Origin of the sequence: Lampropedia puyangensis (genome assembly GCF_004833285.1) — a bacterium.
In the GTDB taxonomy this organism is placed as follows: Bacteria; Pseudomonadota; Gammaproteobacteria; order Burkholderiales; family Burkholderiaceae_C; genus Lampropedia; species Lampropedia puyangensis.
In genome coordinates this window covers 74,335-99,100 of sequence record NZ_STFG01000014.1, presented here as the reverse complement: position 1 = coordinate 99,100, position 24,766 = coordinate 74,335, and the positions used below count along the sequence as shown (strand labels likewise).

The following is a 24,766-nucleotide window of genomic DNA, read 5'->3' as shown; positions in this document are numbered from 1 at the left end:
AAACACCTCATCAGCCAAGCCCGCTACTATAACACCAAAAAAATCCAACTACATTTAAATATTAAAAAAATCTTCACAATTCACAAGAACTTTTGCCGAGTCTAGCCTTACTTAATCGAACATTTAGCGCGCCTGGTAGGAATCGAACCTGCTACCCTACGGAAGCTCTGCAAAAGTATCAAAATCAAAACATATGAACCGATGTCCCCAAAGCTTTGGCCGTCAAACGCAGGGCCTTGGGCACCATTTCCCATTGGGTTACACGTGCCTGCGATGTTCCAACAAGTCCAAAACTTGCCACCAAGGCCAGCGCCAACATCTCACTGCGCATATGTTCCACTTTCTGTATTCAGATACAACAAGTCCACACGAGGTGGACACTGAGAAAGTGCATCTTAGTGTGCAACGCGGCGTTGGGTGTGTCCCGCATTCGCCAGAATAGTTATGTTCTTATACCTTCTGGCTGGAAGAGCAAAACTTCAACCAAAATTCAGCTCCATAACCGAGACAACGCCCCTCACACATCAATGGCCTGCGCTGAGCCCACTTGCTTGCGCAATTCAAATTTCTGGATTTTGCCGGTGCTGGTTTTTGGCAAGGGACCAAACACCACCGCACGAGGGACCTTGAAACCCGCCAAGTGCTTCTTGCAGTGGAGCACGATGTCTTCCGGGGTGACGTCAGCGCCATCTTTGAGTTCAACAAAAGCACATGGTGTCTCGCCCCACTTGGGATCGGGTTTGGCCACCACGGCTGCGGCGAGAACAGCGGGGTGGCGGTAAAGAGCGTCTTCCACTTCAATAGACGAAATATTCTCGCCCCCGGAGATGATGATGTCTTTGCTACGGTCTTTGATTTTGATGTATCCGTCTGGGTATTGCACGGCCAGATCGCCAGAGTGAAACCAGCCACCCGCAAAGGCTTTTTCTGTCGCTGCCGGATTTTTCAAATAGCCTTTCATGGCGATATTGCCACGGAACATGATCTCGCCCATGGTTTCACCATCCCAGGGCACAGGCTGCATGGTTTCTGGATCGAGCACTTGAGCATCTTGCTCTAAGTGGTAGCGCACGCCTTGGCGGGCATTGAGCTGGGCGCGCTCGCCAATATCGAGTGTTTGCCACGCATCGTGCTTAGCGCAAACGGTGGCGGGGCCGTATACCTCGGTCAAACCATAAACGTGGGTGAGGTCAAAGCCCATTTCTTCCATGCCTTCAATCATGGAGGCAGGCGGAGCAGCCCCAGCCACCATGGCTTTCACGCCTGCAGGCACGCCTTCTTTCAGAGCGACAGGGGCGTTGACCAACATGCCATGCACAATCGGTGCGCCGCAATAATGCGTAACGCCGTGCTCACGCATGGCATTGAATACGGCCGCTGGCTCCACGCGGCGCAAACACACGTTCACGCCTGCGCGCGCAGCCACGGCCCAAGGGAAACACCAGCCATTGCAATGGAACATGGGCAAAGTCCACAAATACACGGCGTGCTTGGGCATGTCCCATTCAAGAATGGCGGAAATGGCATTGAGTGCTGCCCCCCGGTGGTGGTAAACCACGCCTTTGGGATCGCCTGTGGTGCCACTGGTGTAGTTCAAGGCAATGGCATCCCACTCGTCCGCAGGGCGTTGCCAGTCAAATTGCGCATCGCCCTGTGCAATGAAGGCTTCGTAATCGATTGCACCTTCAAGCTGCACCGGGGCTGGACCATACAGCGCGTCTTCAACAGTGATGATGGTGCGCAAATGCTGGGTTTTGCGTAATGGCAACGCTTGTGCAATCAGCTTGGCGAACTCGGGGTCAACCACCAAGACTTTGGCCTCGCCATGGTCGAGCATGAAAGCAATGGTTTCCGGGTCAAGCCGAGTGTTGAGCGCATTCAGCACCGCACCAGCCATAGGCACACCAAAGTGGGCTTCGACCATGGGCGGGGTATTGGGCAAGATAACGGCCACGGTATCGTTTTTCTCTACACCTGCACGCTGCAATGCGCTGGCCAATTGGCGGCTGCGTTGATACGTCTGTTGCCAATTGCGCCGGATATCACCATGCACCACCGCCAAGCGTGTGGGATACACCTCGGCGCTGCGACGAATAAAGTCCAGTGGAGTGATGGCCGAAAAATTCGCCGCATTGCGATCCAGATGCTGGCTGTAGGGGTTCATCGCGCTTATCTCCTGATTTTCATGAATAGACAACTGGCGGTCGTTGTACCGCATCTGCTCAAGCAGAACAATTGGCTGATAGTCGTAAACACAAACCCTGAGTCAGCGTGTCCATACAGGCTTCTCGTCATAAACAGCCCACTTTGATGCTTGCCGAAACCTAATGGCGCACCTACACTTGCGCCGACTGTGCATGCCCGCACTTATTCAGTGCATTCAGGCCGTGCCCATTAAAAAAATCAACCATAAACCAGAGGGAAAACCATGCATTCTTTTGCTGTAAAAACCGTTCGCACTACCATATTTTTGGCGTGCGTTGTGGCTGCTGCCGGTTGCGGCAAAAAAGAGACCGCGATGGAGCAGGCCATGAATGCCATGCCACCTGCCTGCAAAACGTATTTGGAGAAAACCCAGGCCTGTGTCAAAAAGATGAGCGGCAACGAAGCCATGGCCGCCATGGAAAAGCAAATGGAAGAGCAAGCCAAACAAATGACTGAGCAGTTGAAAAAAGCCAGCAAAGAAGAGCTGGAGAAAATGGCTCAAGCCTGCACGCAAGTGGAGCAGCAACTCACGCCCATGTTCTCCCAAATGGGATGCTGATCAACACCGTCGATCACTCTCTTATGTGAATGCATCCCAATAAAAAAGCCGCTCACAGGCACAATGTGGCGGCTTTTTTTTATTTATGGCTATTGCATGGCCCATGCACAATACTGCGCCAGATCAAGACCCACAGTGCGCAAAGGCAAGCCTGAGGATGGTGGACTCAGCTGGTTTGTCCAAGCAGCGGCATCAAGCCGCCTTGGGCATCAAGCGCGGCCAAATCATCAAAGCCACCAACATGCGTCTGGCCGATATAAATTTGGGGCACAGTACGCCGTCCGGTTTTCGCCATCATGGCATCGCGCTCATCGGGGTTCTGATCGATGCGAATTTCGTCAACTGCCTCAACCCCACGCGCTTTGAGCAACTGTTTTGCGCGAATGCAGTAAGGGCAAACTGCAGTGGTGTACATGGTGACCGTTTGCATAAGGGCTCTCCTTCAAATGCACGCTGTTATGCCTTCGCACCCGTGGTGAGTGGCAGGCCCGCTTCTTTCCAAGCCTTCATTCCACCAGAAACCACTTGCGCCTGCTCGTAACCGAGTTTTTTCGCCGCAGCAACAGCTTTGCCAGCACGCGTGCCTGTTGCACACACAAACAGCACGGGCGTGGCTTTGTTTTTCGCCACATTGCCCAGTTGCTGCTCCACTTGATCAAGGCTGACATGCTTGGCGCCTTTGATATGGCCTGCGGCATAGTCCTCGCTTGAGCGAATATCCACCACAGCAGCTTTTTCACTATTCATTTTCTGCACCGCCTGCGCAGGCGTCACGCTGGCTGAGCCACTTTTGCTCAGCGCGGGAACAAACAGCATGGCTCCAGATACCAGGGCCACCACAAACAGATACCAGTTCTCAAGAAGGAAGTTCACAACGTCGCTCGCAAAGTAAAGTTCAGAAAAATGCAAAAAGGCTGCGTCGCAAAGGCAACGCCAGCATCCCTGCGGCAGTCAAAGGGCACACCAAGGCAAGGCCCTATTCACAGGCAGCCACAACGACAAAAACACCTACAACTCGCCAGTCAGAGAGGGGACACGCAGCACCCAGAGCGAGCAAAGGCACGCATTTTACGGTGCCAAGACACCAAGAGCGCAATGCCTGAGAGAAAAGCCCGCATCATCGCCACTAAAATAAGCGGCTGTATTGCGTAAGCACCCACTGTGATGGCCCCCTAAGGGGCATTGCAGGCTGCTTTTTGATCCACATCTTCTGTTGAGAACTGCCCACCCATGTACAAACTCGTTTTGATCCGTCACGGTGAATCGACCTGGAATTTGGAAAACCGTTTTACCGGTTGGACCGATGTGGAATTGACCGCCACCGGCATTGCCCAGGCACAACAAGCTGGTCAACGCCTCAAGGCTGCGGGTTTTGAATTCGACAAGGCATACACCAGTGTGCTCAAGCGCGCCATTCATACGCTGTGGCATTGCTTGGATGGCATGGACAGCACATGGTTGCCGGTTGAAAAATCATGGCGCCTCAACGAACGCCATTACGGCGGTTTGCAAGGCCTAAACAAAGCAGAAACCGCCAAAGAATATGGCGATGAGCAAGTGCTGGTGTGGCGTCGCAGCTATGACACACCACCTCCAGCATTGCAGGCCAATGACCCTCGCAGTGAACGTGGCGATCGCCGCTACCAAGGCTTGGCAGCGGAACAAATTCCTCTGACCGAATGTCTCAAGGACACTGTGGCACGCGTCTTGCCTTACTGGGAAAGCCACATTGCACCCGATATTCGTTCAGGCAAGCGTGTAGTGATTGCAGCGCATGGCAACTCGCTGCGTGCGCTGGTCAAATACTTGGATGGCATCTCGGATGAAGCCATCGTCTCGCTCAATATCCCCAACGGTACGCCTTTGGTTTATGAGTTGGACGAAGCGCTCAAACCCATTCGCAGTTACTATTTAGAGTCTTGATCAACCACCCGATGGCCGAGGGAATAGGCGCGCAGCTTTGCATGCGCGCATAAGCGCCATCAATTACTGGAACATTTTTAGATTGGCTGGGTATATGGGAAACAAAATGCAAACCGTTGGATGGGTCAGCGCAGGGGTGCTAGCCGGCGCGCTGGCTACCTTTTCGGTGCAAACCATCGCACGCAATACGGTTGCACCGCTGCCACTGGAAGAACTGCAGCAACTGGCTGCGGTATACGGCCTGATCAAGACCGACTATGTGGAGCCGGTGGACGACAAAAAACTCATTACTGATGCCATCTCAGGAATGGTTTCCAGTCTCGATCCTCACTCGCAATATTTCGACAAAACCAGTTTCGCCGAATTCCGCGAAGGCACAACAGGACGTTTTGTCGGCGTTGGTATTGAAATTTCCCAGGAAGATGGGCTCATTCGCATTGTCTCCCCCATCGAAGGTTCCCCCGCAGACCGCGCAGGCCTGATGCCCAACGACTTGATCACCAAGATTGATGATGCAGCCGTCAAAGGGTTGAGCTTGACTGAAGCTGTCAAGCGCATGCGCGGTGAACCCAACACCCAAGTGGTGCTGACTGTGTTCCGCAAAGACGAAAGCCGCACCTTTACCGTCAATATCACGCGTGAAGAAATCAAAACCCGCTCGGTCAAGGGCGAGGTGATTGAGCCGGGCTACGCATGGCTGCGCCTATCGCAATTCCAAGACCGCACGGTCGATGATTTCGTCAACAAGGCCATCGAGATTTATGCCAAAGAACCCAAGCTCAAAGGCTTGGTGCTGGATTTGCGCAATGACCCAGGTGGTTTGCTCGATGCGGCTGTAGCTATCTCTGCAGCCTTCTTGCCTAAAGACTCGGTTGTCGTTACCACAGATGGTCAACTGCCAGAAAGCAAGGCCTTGTTCTCCGCCAATGCGGCTGACTATATGCCGCGCCGCCTCCCCATCGGCGGGGGTGATCCGCTGCGCCGCCTGCCTGCAGGTCTGAAAGACGTGCCGCTGGTGGTTCTGGTCAACGAGGGCTCCGCATCAGCCAGCGAGATTGTGGCTGGCGCCCTGCAAGACCACAAACGCGCCACCATCATGGGCAGCCAGACTTTTGGCAAAGGCTCTGTGCAAACCGTGCGCCCACTGGGCCCAGACACCGGCATCAAGCTGACCACTGCGCTGTATTACACACCCAATGGCCGCTCCATCCAAGCCAAGGGCATTGAACCAGATATTACTCTGGATGAAACCGCCGATGGCAGCCCCTACGCTTCATTGCGCGTGCGCGAGGCGGATTTGGCCAAACACTTAGGCAAGGATGAAACGCCAGAGGAAATAGCACGTAAAGAGAAAGAGCGTGAAGAAGCCCTCAAACGCCTGCAGGACGAAACCAAAGCCAACGAAGGGCAGGTTGCACGCCGCCTGCCTCAATTTGGTACTGCTGAGGATTTCCAGCTGCAACAAGCGATCAGGCAGCTCAAAGGGCAGCCCGTTCAAGTAGCCAAAAACACGGAAAAAGTCGCCAACGCAGAAGGCAAAGCTGCAGCTGATGCTGCCGATCCAACATCAAAAGCCCCGGCTGAAATCAAGAAATAACCAGGTACTTTGAAAGTACAAAAAGCGCTGCAAACCGTTGCAGCGCTTTTTTTATGCCTAATGCACGGCAAAAAGAAAAACACGGGCATAGCTGCAACTCTCGCGAAGGCGCCCCCTGCACAGCACTAAAAACGAGAGAGATGCTCCATATGCATCGGGACGCTTTCCATCTGCACCCCAAATACAAAACCACGCGCTAAAAAGAGATTGTGCGACGCAAGCGCCTGAGCCGCTCATCCACACTTGGGTGGCTATCAAGCCACTGCCCAAAAAGGTTCAAGGTATCAAGGGGCGGTGCCATCCACAGGTGTGATATCGCACTGCATTCCGTACGGTTGCCCATCAATTCCAGATCATCCATGACCATTCGCGCTTGGAATGAAGGCATCGCCTGGGCATCGATCTTCTCTAATGCACCGGTCAATCCATCGGTTTGGCGTGTCCATTCCACAGCCCGCGCATCAGCCAGAAATTCACGTTGACGCGAAATAGCCGCTTGCAACAAGCATCCCGCAAACCAGCCTACCAAGCCCGCATACATCACCAAACCACCAAATACACGCAGCAGCACCAACTCTGTACCCGCCAGACTGCGACCATAGCCAAAAATCATTTGCAGACCATAGACCATAGCGGCCAATTGCATGTTCAGATAGGTATCCCCCTCACGAATGTGGCTAAGCTCATGCGCCATTACAGCTTGCAACTCATCACGGCTGAGCTGCGCAATAGCCTGCGCTGTCACGACCACCGCCCTATCCCCACGCTCCCACCCAGCAGCCAGCGCATTGATTTGCTCCCCACGATCTTTGACCATGATGGCTGGAACTGGCATGCGGGCCGAAATACACAGCTCCTGCACCACGTTGATATAGACCTTTTCGCTAGTCACGTCAGGCTTCGCTAGGCGTGCCCCCAGCCGTTTCGCCAAGGCAATACCACCGCCCTGGTGCAAATGGCTGGACTCCAACCACCATCCCCCGATCATCAAAAACATGGCCGTGCCGACATTTGCCCAGAAAAAACCTCTAGGCAGCCCATCGACACCAAAAAACCAATGCGCCAACCACAACGGAATACTGAGCATCCCATGCACACTCAACGCCACCAAGGGCACCATCAACCAAAACCCTAAACGCAAAATCCAGGTGGTTTGGCGCGCTTGCTGCTGCTGTTTACGAAACCCCATAATTGGTGCGATGCAGTCAATACCAGCGCGCAGCGCTTATTGCCCAAAGCGCACTTGCGGCGCCTGACGCTCTTGCTCCGACGTCGTCGATTGCAGCATCGGCAATGAGGGGAAACGGTTAAGCGTTGCCACGATGTTCGAGGGAAATTCCTCCGTAGCCGTATTGAAAGCCAATACCGTATCGTTGTACGCTTGACGCGCGAAACCAATGCGGTTTTCCGTGCTCGCAATTTCTTCTGATAAACGCTGCATTTCGCGGTCAGCTTTGAGTTCAGGGTACGCTTCCGACAATGCCATCAAACGCCCTAAACCTGCCCCCAACACTCCTTCAGCCCCAGCCAACGCCATCAATGCACCGCCATCAGCAGGATTGGCACGCGCCTGCTGCGCGGCAGTTACGGCGTTACTGCGCGCGGCAGCAACAGCCTCCAACGTTTCACGCTCATGCTGCATATAACCGCGCGCAACCTCCACCAAATTGGGTATCAAGTCGTAGCGCCGCTTGAGTTGCACATCGATTTGGGCAAACGCATTCTTCACTTCATTTCGCAACCCCACAAAACGGTTGTACGTCACCACGTACCACAGCACCAGCGCAACCAAAACAGCAATCACAACAATAGCAGTAGTCGACATTGTCTTCTCCTCAAAGAAGTTTTAATTATCACATGTAATTAAACATGTAGTTTACTTCTGTTTCTGACGAGTGGAGCATTGTGCGCACAATGCTCCACCCCGCTGAACACCATTGAAGACTACGCGCGCGCCAGAAGCACAAATATTTGAAAAAAGCACCGTTTTATCTTTTCACACCGAAAAACAATGGTAAAGTTCAGCCCTTCGCGAAATCGTTCATCGGAATGAATTTCCAAACCGTCAAAATTTTGGGCGGTTAGCTCAGTGGTAGAGCACTGCCTTCACACGGCAGGGGTCACAAGTTCGAACCTTGTACCGCCCACCAAAATAGAACAAGGACTTAGTCTGAACAGACTAAGTCCTTTTTTCTTGCTCGCATCATCTGTACTACAGAAACAATTTATTCAAAGAGGGTGTATTCACATCTACACCCTTATGTGTAATCTCGGTTTTGAAACGACCATTCAACCAAGACCACATATGAACACTTATCCAAAAACTTGGATTGCAACTGTGCTGGGGTTTATTGCGCCCCCCATCGGCATGCTCTATGTCGGTCAGCGCAAATGGGCAAGTATCTATTTCATCGCGGTGTTAGCTATTGGTCTAATCTACGGTCTGTACCTTAGCGCAGCATCTCCTCTGGCTCCTGTTATTCCACTTTTGTTTCATGGCTTGTGTGCCTTGCATGCCGCTCGCTTGGCGCATCGCACGCGTCGCGCTGCTCTGCAGCGCCCTACCTATAGCCGATGGTACGTTCTGCTGGCAGTTGCTGCTGGCTTATTTCTGCTTTTCTTCGGGGTTCGTTCTTTTTTCGTAGAGTCTTTCCGCATCCCATCAGGCTCGATGCTGCCCTCCATTGCCCCACATTCCTCGGTTATCGTCCAGAAATGGGGGTATGGCAACTATGGCACTTATGGCATCACGCTCTCGCGAACTCCCATTTCTGCCGTATTGGAGCGCGGCAGTATTGTCGTTTTTGAGTTCCCTCCAAAGAGATCTGTACCTTTGATTGCTCGTTTGGTTGGTTTGCCTGGTGACACGATCCGCTATGAGCACAAACAACTCATCATCAACAACCAGCCAATACCCCAAAAAATCCACCAGCAAGCGTACTTTGACTACACCAGCATGCAGAGCCTATCGGTTCGGTCTGAAGATTTGATGGGGGTGACTCATGACATTTTGATCAATGAAGATATGCAGCGTAGTCCGCCCCAGCCACTGGATTTTCCTTATCGCAACCAATGCACTTTTGAGACAGACCGCCTGACCTGCACCGTACCTGCAGACCACTATTTCATGCTGGGGGATCATCGGGACAATAGCTACGACAGCAGAGTCTGGGGGTTTGTGCCCGCCGACCACTTAGTTGGCAAGGCACTGTGGGTCGTACCACCAATCGGCTCTCAATAAATTCAAACGCGATAAATGGAGAAGGTATACCAGCCTGAAAAACAAAATTGCTCACCAGACTCTGTCGTTTCAGACTTTTTGGTAAAAGCGTTTTGGCAAGCCCCAGGCGACCAGCACAAAAGCAACCAAACAGGCTGCGGCCAGCGCGTACAAGCCCAGCGTCGCACTGCCAGTCAGATCGCGCACCTTGCCCACCATGTAGGGGCTGATGATGCCGCCGAGCTGGCCAATCGAGTTGATCAAGGCAATGCCTGCAGCCGCGGCCATGCCGGTCAAGAAGCGCTGTGGGAAAACCCAGAACAGGCCAATCGCCGAGATGATGCCGGTAGCAGCCACCGTCAAACCGAACAACAAGGCGACGGTGTTAGTGCTGAACGCGCCGCACAAGAAGTAGCCGATGCCGCCAGCCAGCACGGTCAAGGCCAGGTGCCAGCGGCGCTCGCCGGTGCGGTCGGAGTTTTTGCCCAGCAGGATCATCGAGATACCGGCCACCAAATACGGCAGCGCAGAAATCAAACCGATCACGAAGGTGTCTTCAGTGCCTGCCGAACGGATCAGCTGCGGCATCCAGAACACCAGGCCGTAAATACCGCCAGCCAGGCACATGTAAATGAAGGACAAGGTGTAGGTTGCAGGCTCTTTCAAAGCGGCCAGGAAGTTGTGCGCTTGCGCTTCCTTGGCATCGCGGTTGACTTCGGCATGCCAAAAGGCTTTGTCGTCTTTGCTGAGCCAGCGGGCATCGGCGATTTCATCGTCGAGGAACTTCCACACCACCACGCCCAAAATCACCGAAGGAATGCCTTCGAGCAAGAACAGCCATTGCCAGCCCGACAGGTTGAGCCAGCCATCGCTGAACTTCATGATGCCGCCCGAGATCGGGCCGCCGATGATGCCGCAAAACGCGATACCGGACATGAAGATGGTATTGATGCGCGCCCTGCGAGTCGCTGGAAACCACTTGGTGAAGAAGTACAAGGCACCAGGCACAAAACCGGCTTCCAGTGCACCGACCAGAAAGCGGATGATGTAGAAACCCATCTCGCTGGTCACAAACATCGTGCAGGCCGACGCAATGCCCCAAGTGACCATGATGCGCATGATCCACACCCGTGCGCCGACGCGGTGCAAGATCATGTTGCTGGGCACTTCAAACAAGAAGTAGCCAATGAAAAACACGCTGGCGCCCAGGCCATAGACCGCATCCGAAAAACCCAGCTCACTTTGCATTTGCAGCTTGGCAAAACTGATGTTAACGCGATCCAGATACGCCACCACCCAGCACACCACCAGCAAGGGGATAAAGCGCCAGAAAACTTTGCTGTAGACCTCTTGCTCACGCGAAGCGGACGCGGCGGCATTCGCTGCACTAGCGGCATTTGCGGCAGATGCACCGCCGATGCTTGTGTTGACACTCATGAACTGTCTCCGTGAATTGATTTGCGCCTGCGCCGTCTATGGGCGCATGGGCCATTTTTTTGCTGCTTTAGGGCAGCCAACACAACCCAGCAAACCGAAGGTTTGCAGTTAAGACTAGGCGCAAAACCGCAGGTAGTACGAGTAGTACGACAAGGTTTTGCAACGACGTATCAAGGGTTGTGTTAATTGCTCTTAGTAAGTCGCCCGACCACCCGAGAGATCGAACACCGCGCCGGTAGTAAACGAGTTTTCCTCGCTCACCAACCAGGCGACCATGGCCGCGATTTCATTGACCAGCACAAAACGCCCGCGCGGGATTTTAGACAGCATGTAGTCGATGTGCTGCTGGGCCATTTGCTCAAAAATCTTGGTTTTGGCCGCTGCTGGTGTGATCGCATTGACGGCGATGTTGAGGCCCGCAGTTTCCTTGCCCAGGCTCTTGGTCAAGGCAATCACCGCGGCTTTGGAGGCGCTGTAGGCCGAAGCATTCGGGTTGCCTTCCTTGCCTGCAATCGAGGCCACATTCACCACCCGACCATAGCCGCTGGCGATCATGCCTTTGACCACTTCCTGGTTGACGTGGAAGGTGCCATTCAGGTTCACATCAATAACGCGGTTCCACTCGGCAGCCGGATAACCCACCACGGGTGCATTGGCACCGGCAATGCCTGCGCTGTTGACTAGAATGGCAATCGGGCCCAACTCATCGACGGTCTGCTGGTGCGCTTGCTGCACCGAGGCCAGCTCGGCAATATTGGCCTGGTAAACGGCTACTTGGCCTTTGCCCGCCAAGTGCTGCTGCGCGGCAGCCAAGGCTTGCACATCAAAGTCCCAAATTGCCACAGTCGCTCCGCCTTCGAGCAGGCGCTCGACCACGGCCAAACCAATGCCTTGTGCGCCACCGGTCACGACGGCCACTTGCCCCTTGTAATCGTATGTATTCATGCGGGTACTCCTTACGCGGCCACGACTTTTTGTTGTTGTTCGCCCAAACCATCAATGCCCAAACGCATAGTTTGGCCAGCGCGCAGGAACACGGGTTCAGGCTTGATGCCCATGCCCACGCCCGGTGGCGTGCCGGTCGAGATCACATCCCCCGGATTCAGGGTCATGAACTGGCTCAGGTAGGCAATGATTTCTGGCACCTTGAAAATCATCGTCGCGGTGTTGCCGTTCTGGTAGCGCTTGCCATCGACTTCCAGCCACAGATTGAGTTGGTGCGGATCAGCCACTTCATCGGCTGTCACCAGCCAGGGGCCGGTGGGGCCAAAGGTGTCGCAGCCCTTGCCCTTGTCCCAGGTGCCGCCACGCTCGATTTGGTAGGCGCGTTCAGACACGTCATTGACCACGCAATAGCCGGCCACATAGTCCATGGCGTCGCTTTCTTCGACATACGAGGCTTGCTTGCCAATCACCACACCCAGCTCGACTTCCCAGTCGGTCTTGAGCGAGCCGCGCGGGATTTTGACATCGTCGTTCGGGCCCACGACAGCCGAAGTCCATTTGGAGAACACCACCGGCTCGGTTGGGATGGCCATATTCGATTCTGCAGCGTGGTCTGCATAGTTCAGGCCAATGCAGATAAACTTACCAATGCGGCCCACGCAAGCGCCCAGGCGTGGCTGGCCTTCAACCAATGGCAGCGCAGTCAAGTCTTGGCTTTTGAGCGCAGCGACCAGCGGGCCGGACAGGAAAGCGCCATCAATATCCTGGGTCCAGGCGCTGAGGTCGCGCAACTGGCCTTGTGCATCCAACACAGCGGGTTTTTCTTGGCCTGCGGGCCCGTATCTCAAGAACTTCATGGCTACCTTTTGCTATCGTTAAAACAGTCTGGGCAGTGTAGAAACTTTCAGGCCCTGCACCTATGCGACTTGTTCGCAGGCAATCACCAAAATGGAATCTCCGGAAAAACCCGCTCAGGAAAACCCTCAGTTAGCCACCTTGCACGCCGTCAATTCGCGCCTGAAGTTTCGCCATTTCAAGCTCTTGATTGCCGTGCAGGACATGGGCTCGGTGCACCAGGCGGCGGCGCTATTGCACATGTCCCAACCCGGTGTCAGCAAGGCCCTCAAAGAAATTGAAGAAACACTGGGCGTGGTGCTGTTTGCCCGCACACCGCAAGGGCTGGTGGCCACCGACATGGGCCAGTGCGTGATTCGCCATGCGCGGCTGATGCTGTCGAGTCTGGCGCATATGCACAATGAAATGGCTGCGCTCTCGCGTGCCGCAGGTGTGCGTATATCGGTCGGCACGATTGCCGGGGCCCTGGCCGCCGTCGTAGCCGATGCGCTGCTGACATTCCAAAAACAGCACCCCGAGGTGGTGGTGGATTTGCACGAAGGCACCAGCGCGCATTTGCTCGAAGGCTTGCAAAGCGGCACCCTGGACATTGCGCTGTGCCGCACTTCGGTGGCGACGCAGTCCGAGCTGTTCCACTTTGAATGGATCAGTGACGAAGAAGCTTACGTGGCCGTCTCGCCCGTGCACCCCTTGGCCGGGCAGGCCAAGGTGACGCTGGCGCAAGCGGCACAATACCCATGGATTCTGTTTCCCGGCCATATGCCTTTGCGCACCTTGCTGGAGCGCGAAGCGGCCAGCCTGAATGTGAGCTTTCAACGCAAAGCCATTGAAACCTCGTCCACCTTTGCGACCGCCTTATTGCTCAATAAAAGCCCGGACTTGGTGGCCTTGCTATCGCGCGAAACCGTCGAGTTTTTTGAAAAAACTGGCAGCTTGCGACGCTTGAATCTGACGATTCATTCCAACGCCGAGCCTTACGGAATGGTGGTGCGCCAAGGCGTGCAAGCGCCAGCAGTTGTAGCCAGCTTCAAGGAATGCATCAAGGCCCAAGCGCGCAATATGCGCGCTTATTGAAGCGCCCCCTTTACGCGCTGACACTCGCAAGTGCACGGCGTTCCCATAAAAAAACAGGAGAGATGAATGCACGGACCAGAACCGAAAAACAAACACCCAATGGCGGGCTTTCCACAGGTGTGTTTCATCAAAAACACCATCGACAATCCCAACATCATCGTCGGCGACTACACGTACTACGACGATCCGGAGAACTCCGAGGATTTCGAGCGCAATGTGCTCTACCACTTTCCTTTTATTGGCGACAAGCTGGTGATTGGCAAGTTCTGCGCGATTGCGCGGGGCGCGCAATTCATCATGAATGGGGCGAACCACAAAATGTCGGGCATCTCGACCTACCCGTTCCAGATTTTTGGCAACGGCTGGGAAAAGGCCATGCCCGCACCCGGCGATTTGCCCTACAAAGGCGATACCGTGATTGGCCATGACGTCTGGATTGGCTACCAAGCATTGATCATGCCTGGCATCAAAATTGGCAATGGCGCGATTATTTCCTCGCGCTCAGTGGTTACTGCGGATGTGGAGCCCTACACCATCGTCGGCGGCAACCCGGCCAAACCGCTCAAGCAGCGCTTTGCGCCTGAGGTAGTGGACACCCTCAATGCCATTGCATGGTGGGATTGGCCCATTGAAACGATTACTGCGCACCTTGCGGATATTGTCGCTGGCGACGTTCAAGCACTACGCGCTTGTGCCCCAGCCAACCTGCACCACACGCCCTGAAGCCAAGAGCGCATCATGGCGCGCAAACCATCAAGCTTGCAAGAAAGTCAGCAAGGTGTCGCCCGCTTCGAAATCGCAATTTTCCCGGATCATATCGACCACCAGCGAGACTTGGTGGCTGATAAGGCTGCGCTTGAATACGGCGTAATACTGAATTTGCGGCAAGGCTGGCGAGACTTCGAGCTCGCGCAAAATACCGCGCTCAACCAAGGGGCCAAAATACCCCCGCGGCAGGTGGCTGATGCCTTGGCGCATCACGGTCAAACGCGCCATCATGTCCAGACTATTGCACGTGAGTACGCGTTTGAGTGCAAGGCCCTGCTCGGCAAACCAAGCATCGTACAGATGCGACAGGGCTGAGGTTGTGGGCTGCGAAATCACCGGGAATGGCTCCAGATCTTGGGGTGTGAGTCGGGCCTCAAAATCTATGTCCAGATCGGGGCTGGCCATCCATGCGTTCGTAACGAACCCTAGCGGCACGCTTTCGTACTCGTAACTCCAGAACGGGCCCGGCATGATGGCCAAATCCAAGCTGTCATGTTCCAGACGTTCATACAACGTAATGCCGCCGTCGATCTCAGGCAGCAATTGGATATTGGGGAAACGCCGCCCCATGTCGCGAATCAAACGCGCCAGCCAAGTCAGACCACTCAACTCCGTCACGCCAAGGCGCACGGTCCCCTCGAAGCGCGAAGAATCAGCCATGTCGCGCACGATGCGGTTGTTCAATGCCAGCAACTGGGTGGACATTTCAAACAACCGCCTACCATGCTGCGTCAAGACCAGTTTGCGGCTGTCGCGCTCAAACAATGGGGCGCCAGCAAAAGACTCCAACTCGCTTACGCGCTTGGAAATAGCAGACTGGGTGGTGTAGAGCCGCTTGGATGCTGCATTGAAACTACCCAGCACGGCGCTCCAATGAAAAGCCTCCATTTGCTTGAGGGTGTACATAGCGGCAGTAGAGGTGTAGTGAGGACGACTGGTCATTATCACACCAAGCTATGCACTATCCCCAGCCATACTCCTTGCTGCCATGCAAACAAGCGTGTCTCTGGCCAAACACGGCTCAATGCGCACGCACCACGTCTGCGAGGAACTTCTGCGCACGCGGGTGTTTGGGATTACTGAAGAATGCGTCAGGCGTATCCACCTCAATGATCTTGCCAGCATCCATAAACACCACGCGATCGGACACCTCGCGGGCAAAACCCATTTCGTGCGTCACGCAAATCATGGTCATGCCATCGCGAGCCAATGACTTCATCACCTGCAACACCTCGCCCACCATTTCCGGATCCAACGCTGACGTAGGCTCATCAAACAGCATCACAGGAGGCTTGAGTGCCAATGCACGGGCAATGGCCACACGCTGCTGCTGCCCGCCTGACAAGGAGCCTGGATACGCATCAGCCTTGTGTGCAAGGCCCACGCGCTCGAGCAGTTGCTCAGCCAGTGCTCGCGCCTGTGCTTTGCTTTGCTTTTGAATCTGCACCGGCGCATACATGACGTTGTCGATCGCGCTCATGTGCGGGAACAGGTTGAACTGTTGAAACACAAACCCGATGCCCTGACGCAAATGGTTGATGTTGACGCCTCTGGCATGCACATCTTGGCCATTCACGGTAATGGTGCCTTGCTGAATCTCTTCCAGGCGATTGATGGTGCGAATCATCGTGGACTTGCCTGACCCGGATGGCCCACACACCACCACCACCTCACCTTTGTTGACGTGCAGATCAATGTCGGTCAAGACATGATGCTCGCCATACCATTTATTGACTTTATCGAATTGGATCATGAATCCCTATCCCTATGAATTGAACGTGGCGGTGGTCACGCCAGCACCATCTGTCGGCTGCGGCGGATGCGACGCTCCATCCAGCTAACGCCACGGCTCAAGCTGAAGCAGACGATGAAGTAGATGATCGCGAGAATGCCAAAGACCTGCAAAGGCTGCGTCAGCACCATGTTGTTCACCTGGTTGGCCGAGAAAGTCAGCTCGTTGACGCTGATGACGTAACCCAGTGACGTTTCCTTGATGGTCGAGACAAACTGACTGGTCATGCCGGGCAGCACGTTAAACAGCGCTTGCGGCAAAATCACCTTGCGCATCGTGGTCCAGTATCCGACCCCCAAAGAGCGCGATGCTTCAATCTGACCTTTGGGAATGGCCTCAATCCCAGCACGAATGACCTCGCACAAATACGCACTTTCATAAACAACCAGCGCGCAAATCAAGGTCCAGAATCCGCTGATGGAATGGCCTGTAATTTTGGGCACCACGAAGTACGCCCAGAAAATCAGCATCAGCAGGGGCATCCCCCGCACCACATTGACAAAAGCACGCGAGCAACGCTGCACCGCCCGATACGGGCTGACACTGCCAATAGCCAGAAGAATCGCCAACGGAAACGACATCAACAACCCGCATGCCGCCAGAATCAGCGTCAGGGCCAAGCCGCCTAGTGGGCCGTTGGGGTATTGGCCCACCAGCAAAGTGGGCCAGTATTGCGCCAGAATTTCAAGCACGACGCACCTCCTTGTTCAAAGCGAAATGCGCATAAACGCGCGATCCGATGAACATGATCAGGAACGAGCCGCACAAATAGAGAATGGTGGCAGCACCAAATGTGGCAAACGTACGGTATGTCTCGTTCTCAATCTCACGGGTCTGGTAGGTCAGTTCGACCACACCAATGGCCATGGCCACACTCGTGTTTTTAAACAGCAACAGGGCGCGGCTGACAAGGGGAGCAATGGCAATGCGCAGCGCTTGCGGCACGATGATGTAACGCATGCACTGGATGTAGCTTGAGCCCAGTGCACGAGCAGCCTCGAATTGCGTGGCGGGAATAGCACGCAGGCCGCTGCGAATATCTTCAGCGATATAGGCCGCAGAGCCCAACCCCAGCGCAATGGCAGCCAGCGACAACTCCGCATTGTGCGCATAAAGCCAGGTACGCACACTCTCGGGCAGCAATTCGGGCATGCCGAAATACCAGAACAGCACTTGCACCATTAATGGAACATTGCGGTGGTATTCCACGTAAATATCAACAAACCAGCGGCAAACAGCCACATTGGTTGTTCGCACAATCACCAGAATCACGGCCAGTGAAAAGGCCATGACCCAGCCAATTGCGAACAACTTGAGTGTTGTCGCCACGCCGTCAAGCAGTTGCAGCAAGTAAACAGATTGAAGCATCAGTGTGTCCAACAGACTGGCTTACTCATTACTCAGCAATGGGCGCGATGGTGAAACCGCGCTCGAGCTTGTAAGGCGTCTGTGCGCCAAACCATTTGTCAAACAACGCCGCAGCTGCGCCATCTTTCTCGGCTTCGTCCAGGATGCCATTGACCTTGGCGATGAAGGCCGTCTCATCCTTGCGCATGCCCAAGCCCCAATATTCCATGAATACAGGCTCTTTGATGATCGACACAGGTGCCGTAGGTGGGCTTTGCAGCATCAAACGCGCCAGCACCAATTCAGAAGCGAACTGGGCATCCACTTTTTTCTGCTGCAGCGCCAAATAAGCAGCCGAGCTGTCGGCATAGCCAATCACATTCGATTTGGCCAGAATGCGCTTGATTTCACGCTCTGAGCTGGAGCCTTTAGTAGCCCCAACACGACGCCCATCCACTTGGGCAATGGTGTCGAGTCCGGCATCCTTGCGGACCAGCAATTTTTGCGGGCTCACGTAATACGCATGGCTAAAAGCAATCTGTTCGGCGCGCTCGGGCGAATAGCCCAAGTTAGCCGCCAAGATATCAACACGGCCTTCATTGAGCTCGGGCACGCGCGCAGCCACGGACAGCAGCTTGTACTCCACCGGCACGCCCAATTTGTCAGCAACGAGCTTACAAACATCAACGTCGTAGCCCACCAAAGTGCGTGTGGACGCATCCTGAAAACTGAAAGGCTGGGAAGTACCCAACGTTCCACACACCAACTTGTTATTGGCCTGGATATCGGCCAATTGATCGGCACGGGCTGTGGTCGCGGCCAATGCTGCCAAGGCCAAGAAAACAGGAGCGATGATGGTTTGCTTCATTGTTTACCTCTAAAGAAAGTGTGTGGGTTCAGTGTTAAGGGCTGCCACCAAATTCGCCAATAGGCGCCTGATGACAGCAATACAGTCACTTCAATGCATCGCAGGCGGCTCGAATACCTTCGCAACCTGCGCGAATATCGTCAAGTGACGCAGCAAAGGACAGGCGGAATGTCCCCGGCGCACCATAGGCATCTCCGCCAATCACAGCTACGCCGGCCTGTTTCAGGAAGTACAAAACCAGGTCGCCATCATTAGCGATCACATCACCGTAGGGTGTGCGTTTGCCAATCAAACCAGAACAATCCGGGAAAACATAGAACGCGCCGTCAGGCTTGACCAGCTTCAGGCCAGGCACTTGGCTAAGCAAGCCAAATGCCAGTTCACAACGCTGCTTGAAAATGGCACTGAATTGCTCAACGCAATCCTGCGAAGCCGTCAACGCCTCTAATGCTGCGGCCTGACTGATCGACGACGCACCCGAGGTGCTTTGCGACTGCAGAATCGCCATAGCGGCAATCAACTCGGCAGGACCCGCACCATAACCGATGCGCCAGCCCGTCATGGCATAGGCCTTGGAGACACCATTGACCAGCAAAGTTCTCGGCGCCAGCTCTGGCGCTACTTCAAGAATATAGCGTGGCGGTGCATCTGTGAAGTTCAGCCGGGCATACATGTCATCGGTCATCACCCACACATGCGGGTGGCGCAGCAACACATCAGCCAAGGCGCGCAACTCTTCGCCACTGTATACCGCACCTGTCGGATTGCTGGGGGCGTTGAACAACAACCATTTGGTTCGAGGCGTAATACTGGCTTCAAGAATTTCAGGCGTAAGTTTGTACTGGGACTCAACCGTAGTCTTCGCAATCACCGGCACACCACCATTGACCAACACCATATCCGGATAGGACACCCAGTAAGGTGCGGGCACGATGACCTCATCGCCATCGTTCAAGGTCGCAGCCAACCCATTGAACAAAACCTGTTTCCCACCCGTGCTCACAATGATTTGCTTGACCGGGTAGTCAATGCCGTTTTCCTGCTGCAACCGCGCAGCAATGGCGCGGCGCAGTGCTACGACACCCTGCGCCGGCGGGTATTTGGTTTGGCCTTGGTCGATGGCGCGTTTGGCCGCCTCACGGATGTGCAGTGGCGTTGTGAAATCTGGTTCACCAATCGTCAGGTCAATGATTTCACGGCCTTGCTCACGCAGCTCAGCAATGATGGTGCGTGCCGCAACACTGGGGGACAGTTTGATGCGTTGAATACGTTGGGCAATGATTGACATGTCAGGCTCCCGACTTTTCTGTGATGGTCTTGTCCATCCAGGGTTTGGCGTATGTGCCATTGGCAATTTTTTCTTTGGCCACTGCTTCAGCGGCTTCTTTGGCTTGCGCCAGTTTCAGCACCTCTGCTGCTGCTGCATACGGAATAGCGATCACGCCATCGGCATCCCCTACCAAAATGTCGCCCGGCTGCACCACCTGACCACCAATGCTGACGGGCACATTGATCTCGCCGGGACCGTCTTTGTATGGCCCAAGGTGCGAAATGCCACGAGCAAAGCAGCCGAAATCGTTGGCTGCGAACACATCTGAATCGCGCACAGCGCCATCAATCACAAAACCGCGAATGCCACGGCGTTGCGCGTCAAGCATCATCAGCTCGCCAACCAGCGCATTGCTGGTCTCGCCCTTGCCATCGACGACGATGACCTGGCCCTCACCAGCCAATGAAATGGCTTTGTGAATCATCAAGTTATCGCCCGGACGTGCCTTGACGGTGACCGCAAACCCAACCATCCGCGTACGGCAAGCGTGCAACGGTCGCAGGCCAACAATGCCGTATAAACGTTGCATGCAATCGCTGATCTGGGCCACGCCGATCTGGGCAAACTCTGCCAGGATCTGCGCATCCTGTTCAGCAATGGGGCTGGGGAAAATTCTGAATCCAAAAGTGCTCATGGGACAAGAAGCAAACCTGCTGCGTTGAAGACAGGCGTCATTAAACGGCAGGCTCCGCCCTTGCTCAAAACGATATAAATTCCATGGCCACCACGCCTTTTTTTCTTGTTAGTGTTTACCCTATATTGACGTTTCAAGCATCAACCCGAAGTAATAACTCATCAGCAAATCAAATACAAGCAATTGATTTAGAAGGAATTTTTAGCAGGAACACCTTCCGTTTACATCCATGTCAGCGGGCTTGTATGCCACCAAAACCTCGTCATGGTTGCTTCGTACCTATTGGAAAAAACCGCATTCACCATCACGCACTGCAAAACGCATAGGCATTTCCCCATTTGCACTGACGCGAAGTGCATCACCCATCCCAATGCTCTGCAGCCCTTGCATCACAGGAGGGTCAGGAACCCAAGCCATAGCGTGCGACACTCTACGCTGTACACCCATCCCTTTTCAGGAGCCTTGATGAAACACACCGCACAGATTTTTGCCCTGTTCATCGCAAGCGCAGCAACTTCTGCTGCGCTTGCACAAGCTTCGCCCGCATGCGAAGCCAAACGCGCAGCCATTGAGGCGCAAATAACACAGGCCAACGCCCAAGGCCGCACTCAGCAAGTGGCAGGACTCGAAAAAGCCCTAGCAGCCAACAAAGCGCATTGCACCGATGCGCAATTGGCGGCTGAACGTGACAAGGACATTCAGCAAGCACTACAGAAAGTCGCAGAGCGTGAACAAGAGCTGAGCGAAGCGCAGGCGAAAGGCGATGCAGAAAAAATGGCTAAACGCAGAGCCAAGCTACAAGAAGCCCGCGAGCAACTCACCGAAGCGCAGAAGCCTTTACTGCCACAAGGCCACTGAACACGACCGACAATCACGCCCCCAGCCCCATTCCCCAACTGAGAACATTGCATGCAAACCACCGCCTCCATCCGCTTTCAGAACGGCGCCTCTTATGAACGTTATATGGGTAAATGGAGCCAACTGGTTGGGCAACGCTTTCTGGACTGGTTGGCCGCTCCAGCCCAATTGCAATGGCTCGATGTCGGCTGTGGCAACGGGGCATTCACCGAAATGCTCATTAACCAATGCCAACCTGCATCCGTGCACGGCATTGACCCATCGGAGCCACAACTGGCCTACGCGCGCCAGCGCCCAGCGTTGGCCCATGTTGTGCTGGAACAGGCCGATGCCATGGCCCTGCCCTACCCTGATGATCGCTTCGACGCCGCCGTAATGCCTTTGGTGATCTTCTTTGTCCCCAAGCCCGAACAAGGTGTGGCTGAAATGAAGCGCGTAGTTCGCCCCGGTGGCACGGTCAGTGCTTATGCATGGGACATGGTCGGCGGCGGTTTTCCGTATGAAATTCTGCTGTCAGAAATTCGCGCCTTGGGCATCACCATTCCTGAACCTTCCAGCCCTGACGCCTCCCGCATGGAAGTCATGCAGCGCCTGTGGAGTGAAGCAGGCCTGCAAGACGTTCAAGCACGTGCCATTACGGTCTACCGCGTATTTGATGATTTCGAGGATTTCTGGAGTACGGCTCTTGGCGCCCCAAGTGTTGGACAAACACTTGCCGCACTGTCTGATGCAGACCGCACGCTTGTGCGTGAACGCGTCTTCGCCCGCCTGCCTGCCGATGCGGACGGCCGCATTACATACAGTGCCCGCGCCAACGCCATCAAAGGGCGTGTAGCCCCATAGCCCGACCTGCATACATCCCCGCACCCACTGGGCGCTACCAATACAAAAGCCACCTGTAGTAGGTGGCTTTTGTATTGGTACAGCAAAGCGTTGCGGAAAACCACAACGCTTTGCCCTCTGGGGCTTATTGCGCAGCCGCTTGTGTGTTACGCAAGCGAATGTGCAACTCGCGCAATTGTTTCTCGTCCACGGGCGATGGGGCTTGCGTGAGCAAATCTTGTGCGCGCTGTGTTTTCGGGAACGCAATCACGTCGCGGATCGACTCTGCACCGGTCATCAAAGTGATCAAGCGGTCCAGACCGAAGGCCAAACCACCATGTGGCGGCGCGCCGTATTGCAGCGCGTCGAGCAGGTAACCGAACTTGGCACGGGCTTCTTCAGGGCCGATTTTCAGTGCGTCAAACACCTTGCTTTGCACGTCCGCGCGGTGGATACGCACCGAGCCACCGCCCAGTTCCCAGCCGTTGAGCACCATATCGTAGGCTTTAGCCAGACAGTTGGCAGGGTCGGAGGTCATCAACTCTTCATGGCCGTCTTTTGGCGATGTGAATGGATGGTGCACGGCCGCCCAGCGGTCATTTTCCTCGTCGTATTCGAACATCGGGAAGTCCACCACCCACAGCGGTGCCCAGCGGTCTTCAAACAAGCCGTTGGCCTTGCCAAATTCGCTGTGGCCGACTTTCAGGCGCAAGGCACCAATGGCGTCGTTGACGATTTTTTCCTTGTCCGCACCAAAGAACAGCAAGTCGCCGTCCTGAGCCTGGGTGCGTTTGAGGATTTCTGCCAATGCAGCATCGTGCAAGTTCTTGACGATGGGCGACTGCAGGCCATCGCGGCCTTTGGCCACTTCGTTGACCTTGATCCAGGCCAAACCTTTGGCGCCGTAGATTTTGACGAATTCGGTGTACTGGTCGATCTCACCACGGCTGATGGCCGCGCCGCCTGGCACACGCATAGCCACCACACGGCCTCCTTTGGTGGTCGCGGGGGTAGAGAACACTTTGAAGTCCACATCGGCCATCACATCGGTCAGCTCAGTGAATTCGAGCTTGACGCGCAAGTCCGGCTTGTCCGAGCCAAAGCGGAAGGCCGCTTCTTGGTACGTCATCATGGGGAATTCGCCCAGGTCGACGTTCAATTGCTTCTTGAACACTTCAACGACCATTTGCTGGAAGATCGCGCGAATTTCTTCTTCGTTCAGAAACGAGGTCTCGCAATCGATCTGGGTGAATTCAGGCTGGCGGTCAGCGCGCAAGTCTTCGTCGCGGAAGCACTTGGTGATCTGGTAATAACGGTCGTAGCCGGCCACCATCAGCATTTGCTTGTACAGCTGGGGCGACTGGGGCAGCGCATAGAAATGGCCGTCATGCACACGCGATGGCACGAGGTAGTCGCGCGCGCCTTCAGGTGTGCTTTTGCCCAGCATTGGGGTTTCGATGTCCACAAAGCCCAGTGCGTCCAGGTAGTTGCGCACCTGGATCGAGGTTTTGTAGCGCAGCATCAGGTTTTTCTGCATGTAAGGACGGCGCAAGTCCAGCACGCGGTGGGTCAGGCGCACGTTTTCGCTCAGGTTGTCGTCATCGAGCTGAAATGGTGGCGTGACCGAGGCGTTGAGCACGGCCACTTCATGCGCGAGCACTTCAATCTTGCCGCTAACCAAACTGTCGTTGGTCGTGCCTTCAGGGCGCGCACGCACCACGCCTTTGATTTGCAGACAGAACTCGTTGCGCACGGACTCGGCGACGGCAAACATCTCTGGGCGATCAGGATCGCACACCACTTGCACATAGCCTTCGCGGTCGCGCAGGTCGATAAAAATCACGCCACCGTGGTCCCGGCGGCGGTTAACCCAGCCGCACAGGGTGACGGTCTGGCCAATCAATTCTTCTGTGACCAAGCCACAGTATTGGGTGCGCATTGCCATAATGAAATCCGTTTCTGGCTGGTTTGCAGCCTTGGTAGATGTACTGTGTGAAAACGTGTGCCTAAAACGCAAAAAAGCAGCCCAGCTTATGCCGCAGCTTTGCTCGCAGGCGCAGTGCTGGCTTTCTCTGCAGCAGGAGCAGGAGCACTGGCCGCTGTTTCCGCAGCGGCACCACCTTCGCTCTTGGCGTCATTCGACGCGCTGGCCGCACCACTCGCACTCTGGCTTGCAGGTTTGCCGCTGTTTTTAAAGTCAGTAGCGTACCAGCCTGTTCCTTTGAGCTGAAAGCTAGGGGCGGAGAGTTGCTTTCCAAATGCACTAGCGCCACATTCCGGGCACACGGTCAAAGGCGCATCTGAGATTTTTTGCAGCACATCTTTGCGAAAGTGGCATTGGCTGCATTGGTAAGCATAGATCGGCATGCGAGTTCAACCACACAGAAAGAGTAAAACGCAGATAAACCGCCAATTATAGGCGCAGCCATGCTGGTATGCCCCAGCCCAAGAGGTGACCACGTTGCGGCCAGGGCACGCCAAGCCGATCCAGTGGGCAGTGCTACCACAACGGCCACTTTTGCAGCCCAGCCA

26 protein-coding genes and 1 tRNA gene are annotated in these 24,766 nt (G+C 54.9%); 9 read left to right on the top strand and 18 right to left on the bottom strand.

Going from position 1 to position 24,766, the window contains the following annotated elements:
- Positions 1 to 184 precede the first annotated feature (184 nt).
- Together E9531_RS17520 and E9531_RS12570 are read right to left on the bottom strand one after the other, a co-directional pair.
- Complete coding sequence (locus tag E9531_RS17520; RefSeq protein WP_158291780.1) at positions 185 to 331, bottom strand: hypothetical protein; 147 nt, start codon at positions 329 to 331, stop codon at positions 185 to 187.
- Positions 332 to 517: 186 nt separating this feature from the next.
- Positions 518 to 2,164, bottom strand: a complete 1,647-nt coding sequence (locus E9531_RS12570) for an acyl-CoA synthetase (protein WP_136574113.1) — start codon at positions 2,162 to 2,164, stop codon at positions 518 to 520.
- A gap of 264 nt (positions 2,165 to 2,428) precedes the next feature.
- Between E9531_RS12570 and E9531_RS12565 the strand changes: the two genes are divergently transcribed.
- Complete coding sequence (locus tag E9531_RS12565; RefSeq protein ID WP_136574112.1) at positions 2,429 to 2,764, top strand: hypothetical protein; 336 nt, start codon at positions 2,429 to 2,431, stop codon at positions 2,762 to 2,764.
- A gap of 166 nt (positions 2,765 to 2,930) precedes the next feature.
- Here E9531_RS12565 and grxC read toward each other — a convergent pair whose 3' ends face one another.
- Both grxC and E9531_RS12555 read right to left on the bottom strand, forming a co-directional pair.
- On the bottom strand, positions 2,931 to 3,194 hold the full coding sequence (grxC, locus tag E9531_RS12560; RefSeq protein ID WP_136574111.1) for a glutaredoxin 3: 264 nt from the start codon (positions 3,192 to 3,194) through the stop codon (positions 2,931 to 2,933).
- A gap of 26 nt (positions 3,195 to 3,220) precedes the next feature.
- Complete coding sequence (locus E9531_RS12555) at positions 3,221 to 3,637, bottom strand: rhodanese-like domain-containing protein (protein ID WP_136574110.1); 417 nt, start codon at positions 3,635 to 3,637, stop codon at positions 3,221 to 3,223.
- 357 nt (positions 3,638 to 3,994) lie between these two features.
- On the opposite strand from E9531_RS12555, the gene gpmA reads away from it, so the two are divergent.
- Positions 3,995 to 4,687: a 2,3-diphosphoglycerate-dependent phosphoglycerate mutase gene (gpmA, locus tag E9531_RS12550; RefSeq protein WP_136574109.1), complete on the top strand. Its 693-nt coding sequence runs from the start codon at positions 3,995 to 3,997 to the stop codon at positions 4,685 to 4,687.
- A gap of 94 nt (positions 4,688 to 4,781) precedes the next feature.
- Entirely contained in the window at positions 4,782 to 6,284 is a 1,503-nt protein-coding gene (locus E9531_RS12545) for a S41 family peptidase (protein WP_136574108.1), read from the top strand.
- A gap of 196 nt (positions 6,285 to 6,480) precedes the next feature.
- On the opposite strand, the gene E9531_RS12540 is transcribed toward E9531_RS12545, so the two are convergent.
- Together E9531_RS12540 and E9531_RS12535 are read right to left on the bottom strand one after the other, a co-directional pair.
- On the bottom strand, positions 6,481 to 7,473 hold the full coding sequence (locus tag E9531_RS12540) for a M48 family metalloprotease (protein ID WP_136574107.1): 993 nt from the start codon (positions 7,471 to 7,473) through the stop codon (positions 6,481 to 6,483).
- A gap of 36 nt (positions 7,474 to 7,509) precedes the next feature.
- A complete protein-coding gene (locus E9531_RS12535) occupies positions 7,510 to 8,109 on the bottom strand; it encodes a LemA family protein (protein WP_136574106.1) in 600 nt (199 codons plus the stop codon).
- A 250-nt stretch (positions 8,110 to 8,359) separates the two neighbouring features.
- On the opposite strand from E9531_RS12535, the gene E9531_RS12530 reads away from it, so the two are divergent.
- Positions 8,360 to 8,434 (top strand) — tRNA-Val (locus E9531_RS12530).
- 155 nt (positions 8,435 to 8,589) lie between these two features.
- Positions 8,590 to 9,525, top strand: a complete 936-nt coding sequence (lepB, locus tag E9531_RS12525; protein ID WP_158291779.1) for a signal peptidase I — start codon at positions 8,590 to 8,592, stop codon at positions 9,523 to 9,525.
- Between the two features lie 69 nt (positions 9,526 to 9,594).
- Here the strand turns inward: lepB and E9531_RS12520 are convergent, their stop codons facing one another.
- From E9531_RS12520 to E9531_RS12510, 3 genes are all read right to left on the bottom strand, one after another.
- Positions 9,595 to 10,941, bottom strand: a complete 1,347-nt coding sequence (locus E9531_RS12520; protein WP_136574104.1) for an MFS transporter — start codon at positions 10,939 to 10,941, stop codon at positions 9,595 to 9,597.
- Between the two features lie 192 nt (positions 10,942 to 11,133).
- Positions 11,134 to 11,886: an SDR family NAD(P)-dependent oxidoreductase gene (locus E9531_RS12515; RefSeq protein WP_136574103.1), complete on the bottom strand. Its 753-nt coding sequence runs from the start codon at positions 11,884 to 11,886 to the stop codon at positions 11,134 to 11,136.
- A gap of 11 nt (positions 11,887 to 11,897) precedes the next feature.
- Positions 11,898 to 12,743, bottom strand: coding sequence for a fumarylacetoacetate hydrolase family protein (locus E9531_RS12510; RefSeq protein WP_136574102.1), 846 nt, complete (start codon positions 12,741 to 12,743; stop codon positions 11,898 to 11,900).
- 91 nt (positions 12,744 to 12,834) lie between these two features.
- Here E9531_RS12510 and E9531_RS12505 point away from each other — a divergent pair, with 91 nt between their 5' ends.
- Positions 12,835 to 13,815: a LysR substrate-binding domain-containing protein gene (locus E9531_RS12505; RefSeq protein WP_136574101.1), complete on the top strand. Its 981-nt coding sequence runs from the start codon at positions 12,835 to 12,837 to the stop codon at positions 13,813 to 13,815.
- Between the two features lie 66 nt (positions 13,816 to 13,881).
- Complete coding sequence (locus E9531_RS12500; RefSeq protein ID WP_136574100.1) at positions 13,882 to 14,538, top strand: Vat family streptogramin A O-acetyltransferase; 657 nt, start codon at positions 13,882 to 13,884, stop codon at positions 14,536 to 14,538.
- A gap of 30 nt (positions 14,539 to 14,568) precedes the next feature.
- On the opposite strand, the gene E9531_RS12495 is transcribed toward E9531_RS12500, so the two are convergent.
- The 7 genes from E9531_RS12495 to E9531_RS12465 form a co-directional block, all read right to left on the bottom strand.
- A complete protein-coding gene (locus E9531_RS12495) occupies positions 14,569 to 15,489 on the bottom strand; it encodes a LysR family transcriptional regulator (protein WP_136574122.1) in 921 nt (306 codons plus the stop codon).
- A 115-nt stretch (positions 15,490 to 15,604) separates the two neighbouring features.
- The gene (locus E9531_RS12490) at positions 15,605 to 16,336 is read right to left on the bottom strand and encodes an amino acid ABC transporter ATP-binding protein (protein WP_136574099.1); all 732 of its coding nucleotides are present in this window, start codon (positions 16,334 to 16,336) and stop codon (positions 15,605 to 15,607) included.
- Positions 16,337 to 16,371: 35 nt separating this feature from the next.
- Positions 16,372 to 17,067: an amino acid ABC transporter permease gene (locus E9531_RS12485; protein WP_136574098.1), complete on the bottom strand. Its 696-nt coding sequence runs from the start codon at positions 17,065 to 17,067 to the stop codon at positions 16,372 to 16,374.
- The gene (locus tag E9531_RS12480) at positions 17,060 to 17,743 is read right to left on the bottom strand and encodes an amino acid ABC transporter permease (protein WP_136574097.1); all 684 of its coding nucleotides are present in this window, start codon (positions 17,741 to 17,743) and stop codon (positions 17,060 to 17,062) included. The genes E9531_RS12485 and E9531_RS12480 overlap by 8 nt, the downstream gene beginning before the upstream one ends.
- Positions 17,744 to 17,771: 28 nt before the next feature.
- Positions 17,772 to 18,488, bottom strand: coding sequence for an ABC transporter substrate-binding protein (locus tag E9531_RS12475; protein WP_425293592.1), 717 nt, complete (start codon positions 18,486 to 18,488; stop codon positions 17,772 to 17,774).
- A 187-nt stretch (positions 18,489 to 18,675) separates the two neighbouring features.
- Positions 18,676 to 19,878 (bottom strand): aminotransferase class I/II-fold pyridoxal phosphate-dependent enzyme, encoded by a 1,203-nt coding sequence (locus E9531_RS12470; protein WP_136574095.1) that lies wholly within the window; start codon positions 19,876 to 19,878, stop codon positions 18,676 to 18,678.
- Between the two features lies 1 nt (position 19,879).
- Entirely contained in the window at positions 19,880 to 20,554 is a 675-nt protein-coding gene (locus E9531_RS12465; RefSeq protein WP_136574094.1) for an RraA family protein, read from the bottom strand.
- 465 nt (positions 20,555 to 21,019) lie between these two features.
- Between E9531_RS12465 and E9531_RS12460 the strand changes: the two genes are divergently transcribed.
- Together E9531_RS12460 and E9531_RS12455 are read left to right on the top strand one after the other, a co-directional pair.
- Entirely contained in the window at positions 21,020 to 21,412 is a 393-nt protein-coding gene (locus tag E9531_RS12460) for a DUF1090 domain-containing protein (RefSeq protein ID WP_136574093.1), read from the top strand.
- A 51-nt stretch (positions 21,413 to 21,463) separates the two neighbouring features.
- Positions 21,464 to 22,255 carry a class I SAM-dependent methyltransferase gene (locus tag E9531_RS12455; protein ID WP_136574092.1) on the top strand — a complete coding sequence of 264 codons (792 nt, stop codon included), beginning with the start codon at positions 21,464 to 21,466 and terminating at the stop codon, positions 22,253 to 22,255.
- Positions 22,256 to 22,379: 124 nt separating this feature from the next.
- Here the strand turns inward: E9531_RS12455 and aspS are convergent, their stop codons facing one another.
- Positions 22,380 to 24,179, bottom strand: a complete 1,800-nt coding sequence (gene aspS / locus E9531_RS12450) for an aspartate--tRNA ligase (RefSeq protein ID WP_136574091.1) — start codon at positions 24,177 to 24,179, stop codon at positions 22,380 to 22,382.
- Positions 24,180 to 24,265: 86 nt separating this feature from the next.
- Positions 24,266 to 24,601: an FmdB family zinc ribbon protein gene (locus tag E9531_RS12445; protein ID WP_136574090.1), complete on the bottom strand. Its 336-nt coding sequence runs from the start codon at positions 24,599 to 24,601 to the stop codon at positions 24,266 to 24,268.
- Positions 24,602 to 24,766 lie beyond the last annotated feature (165 nt).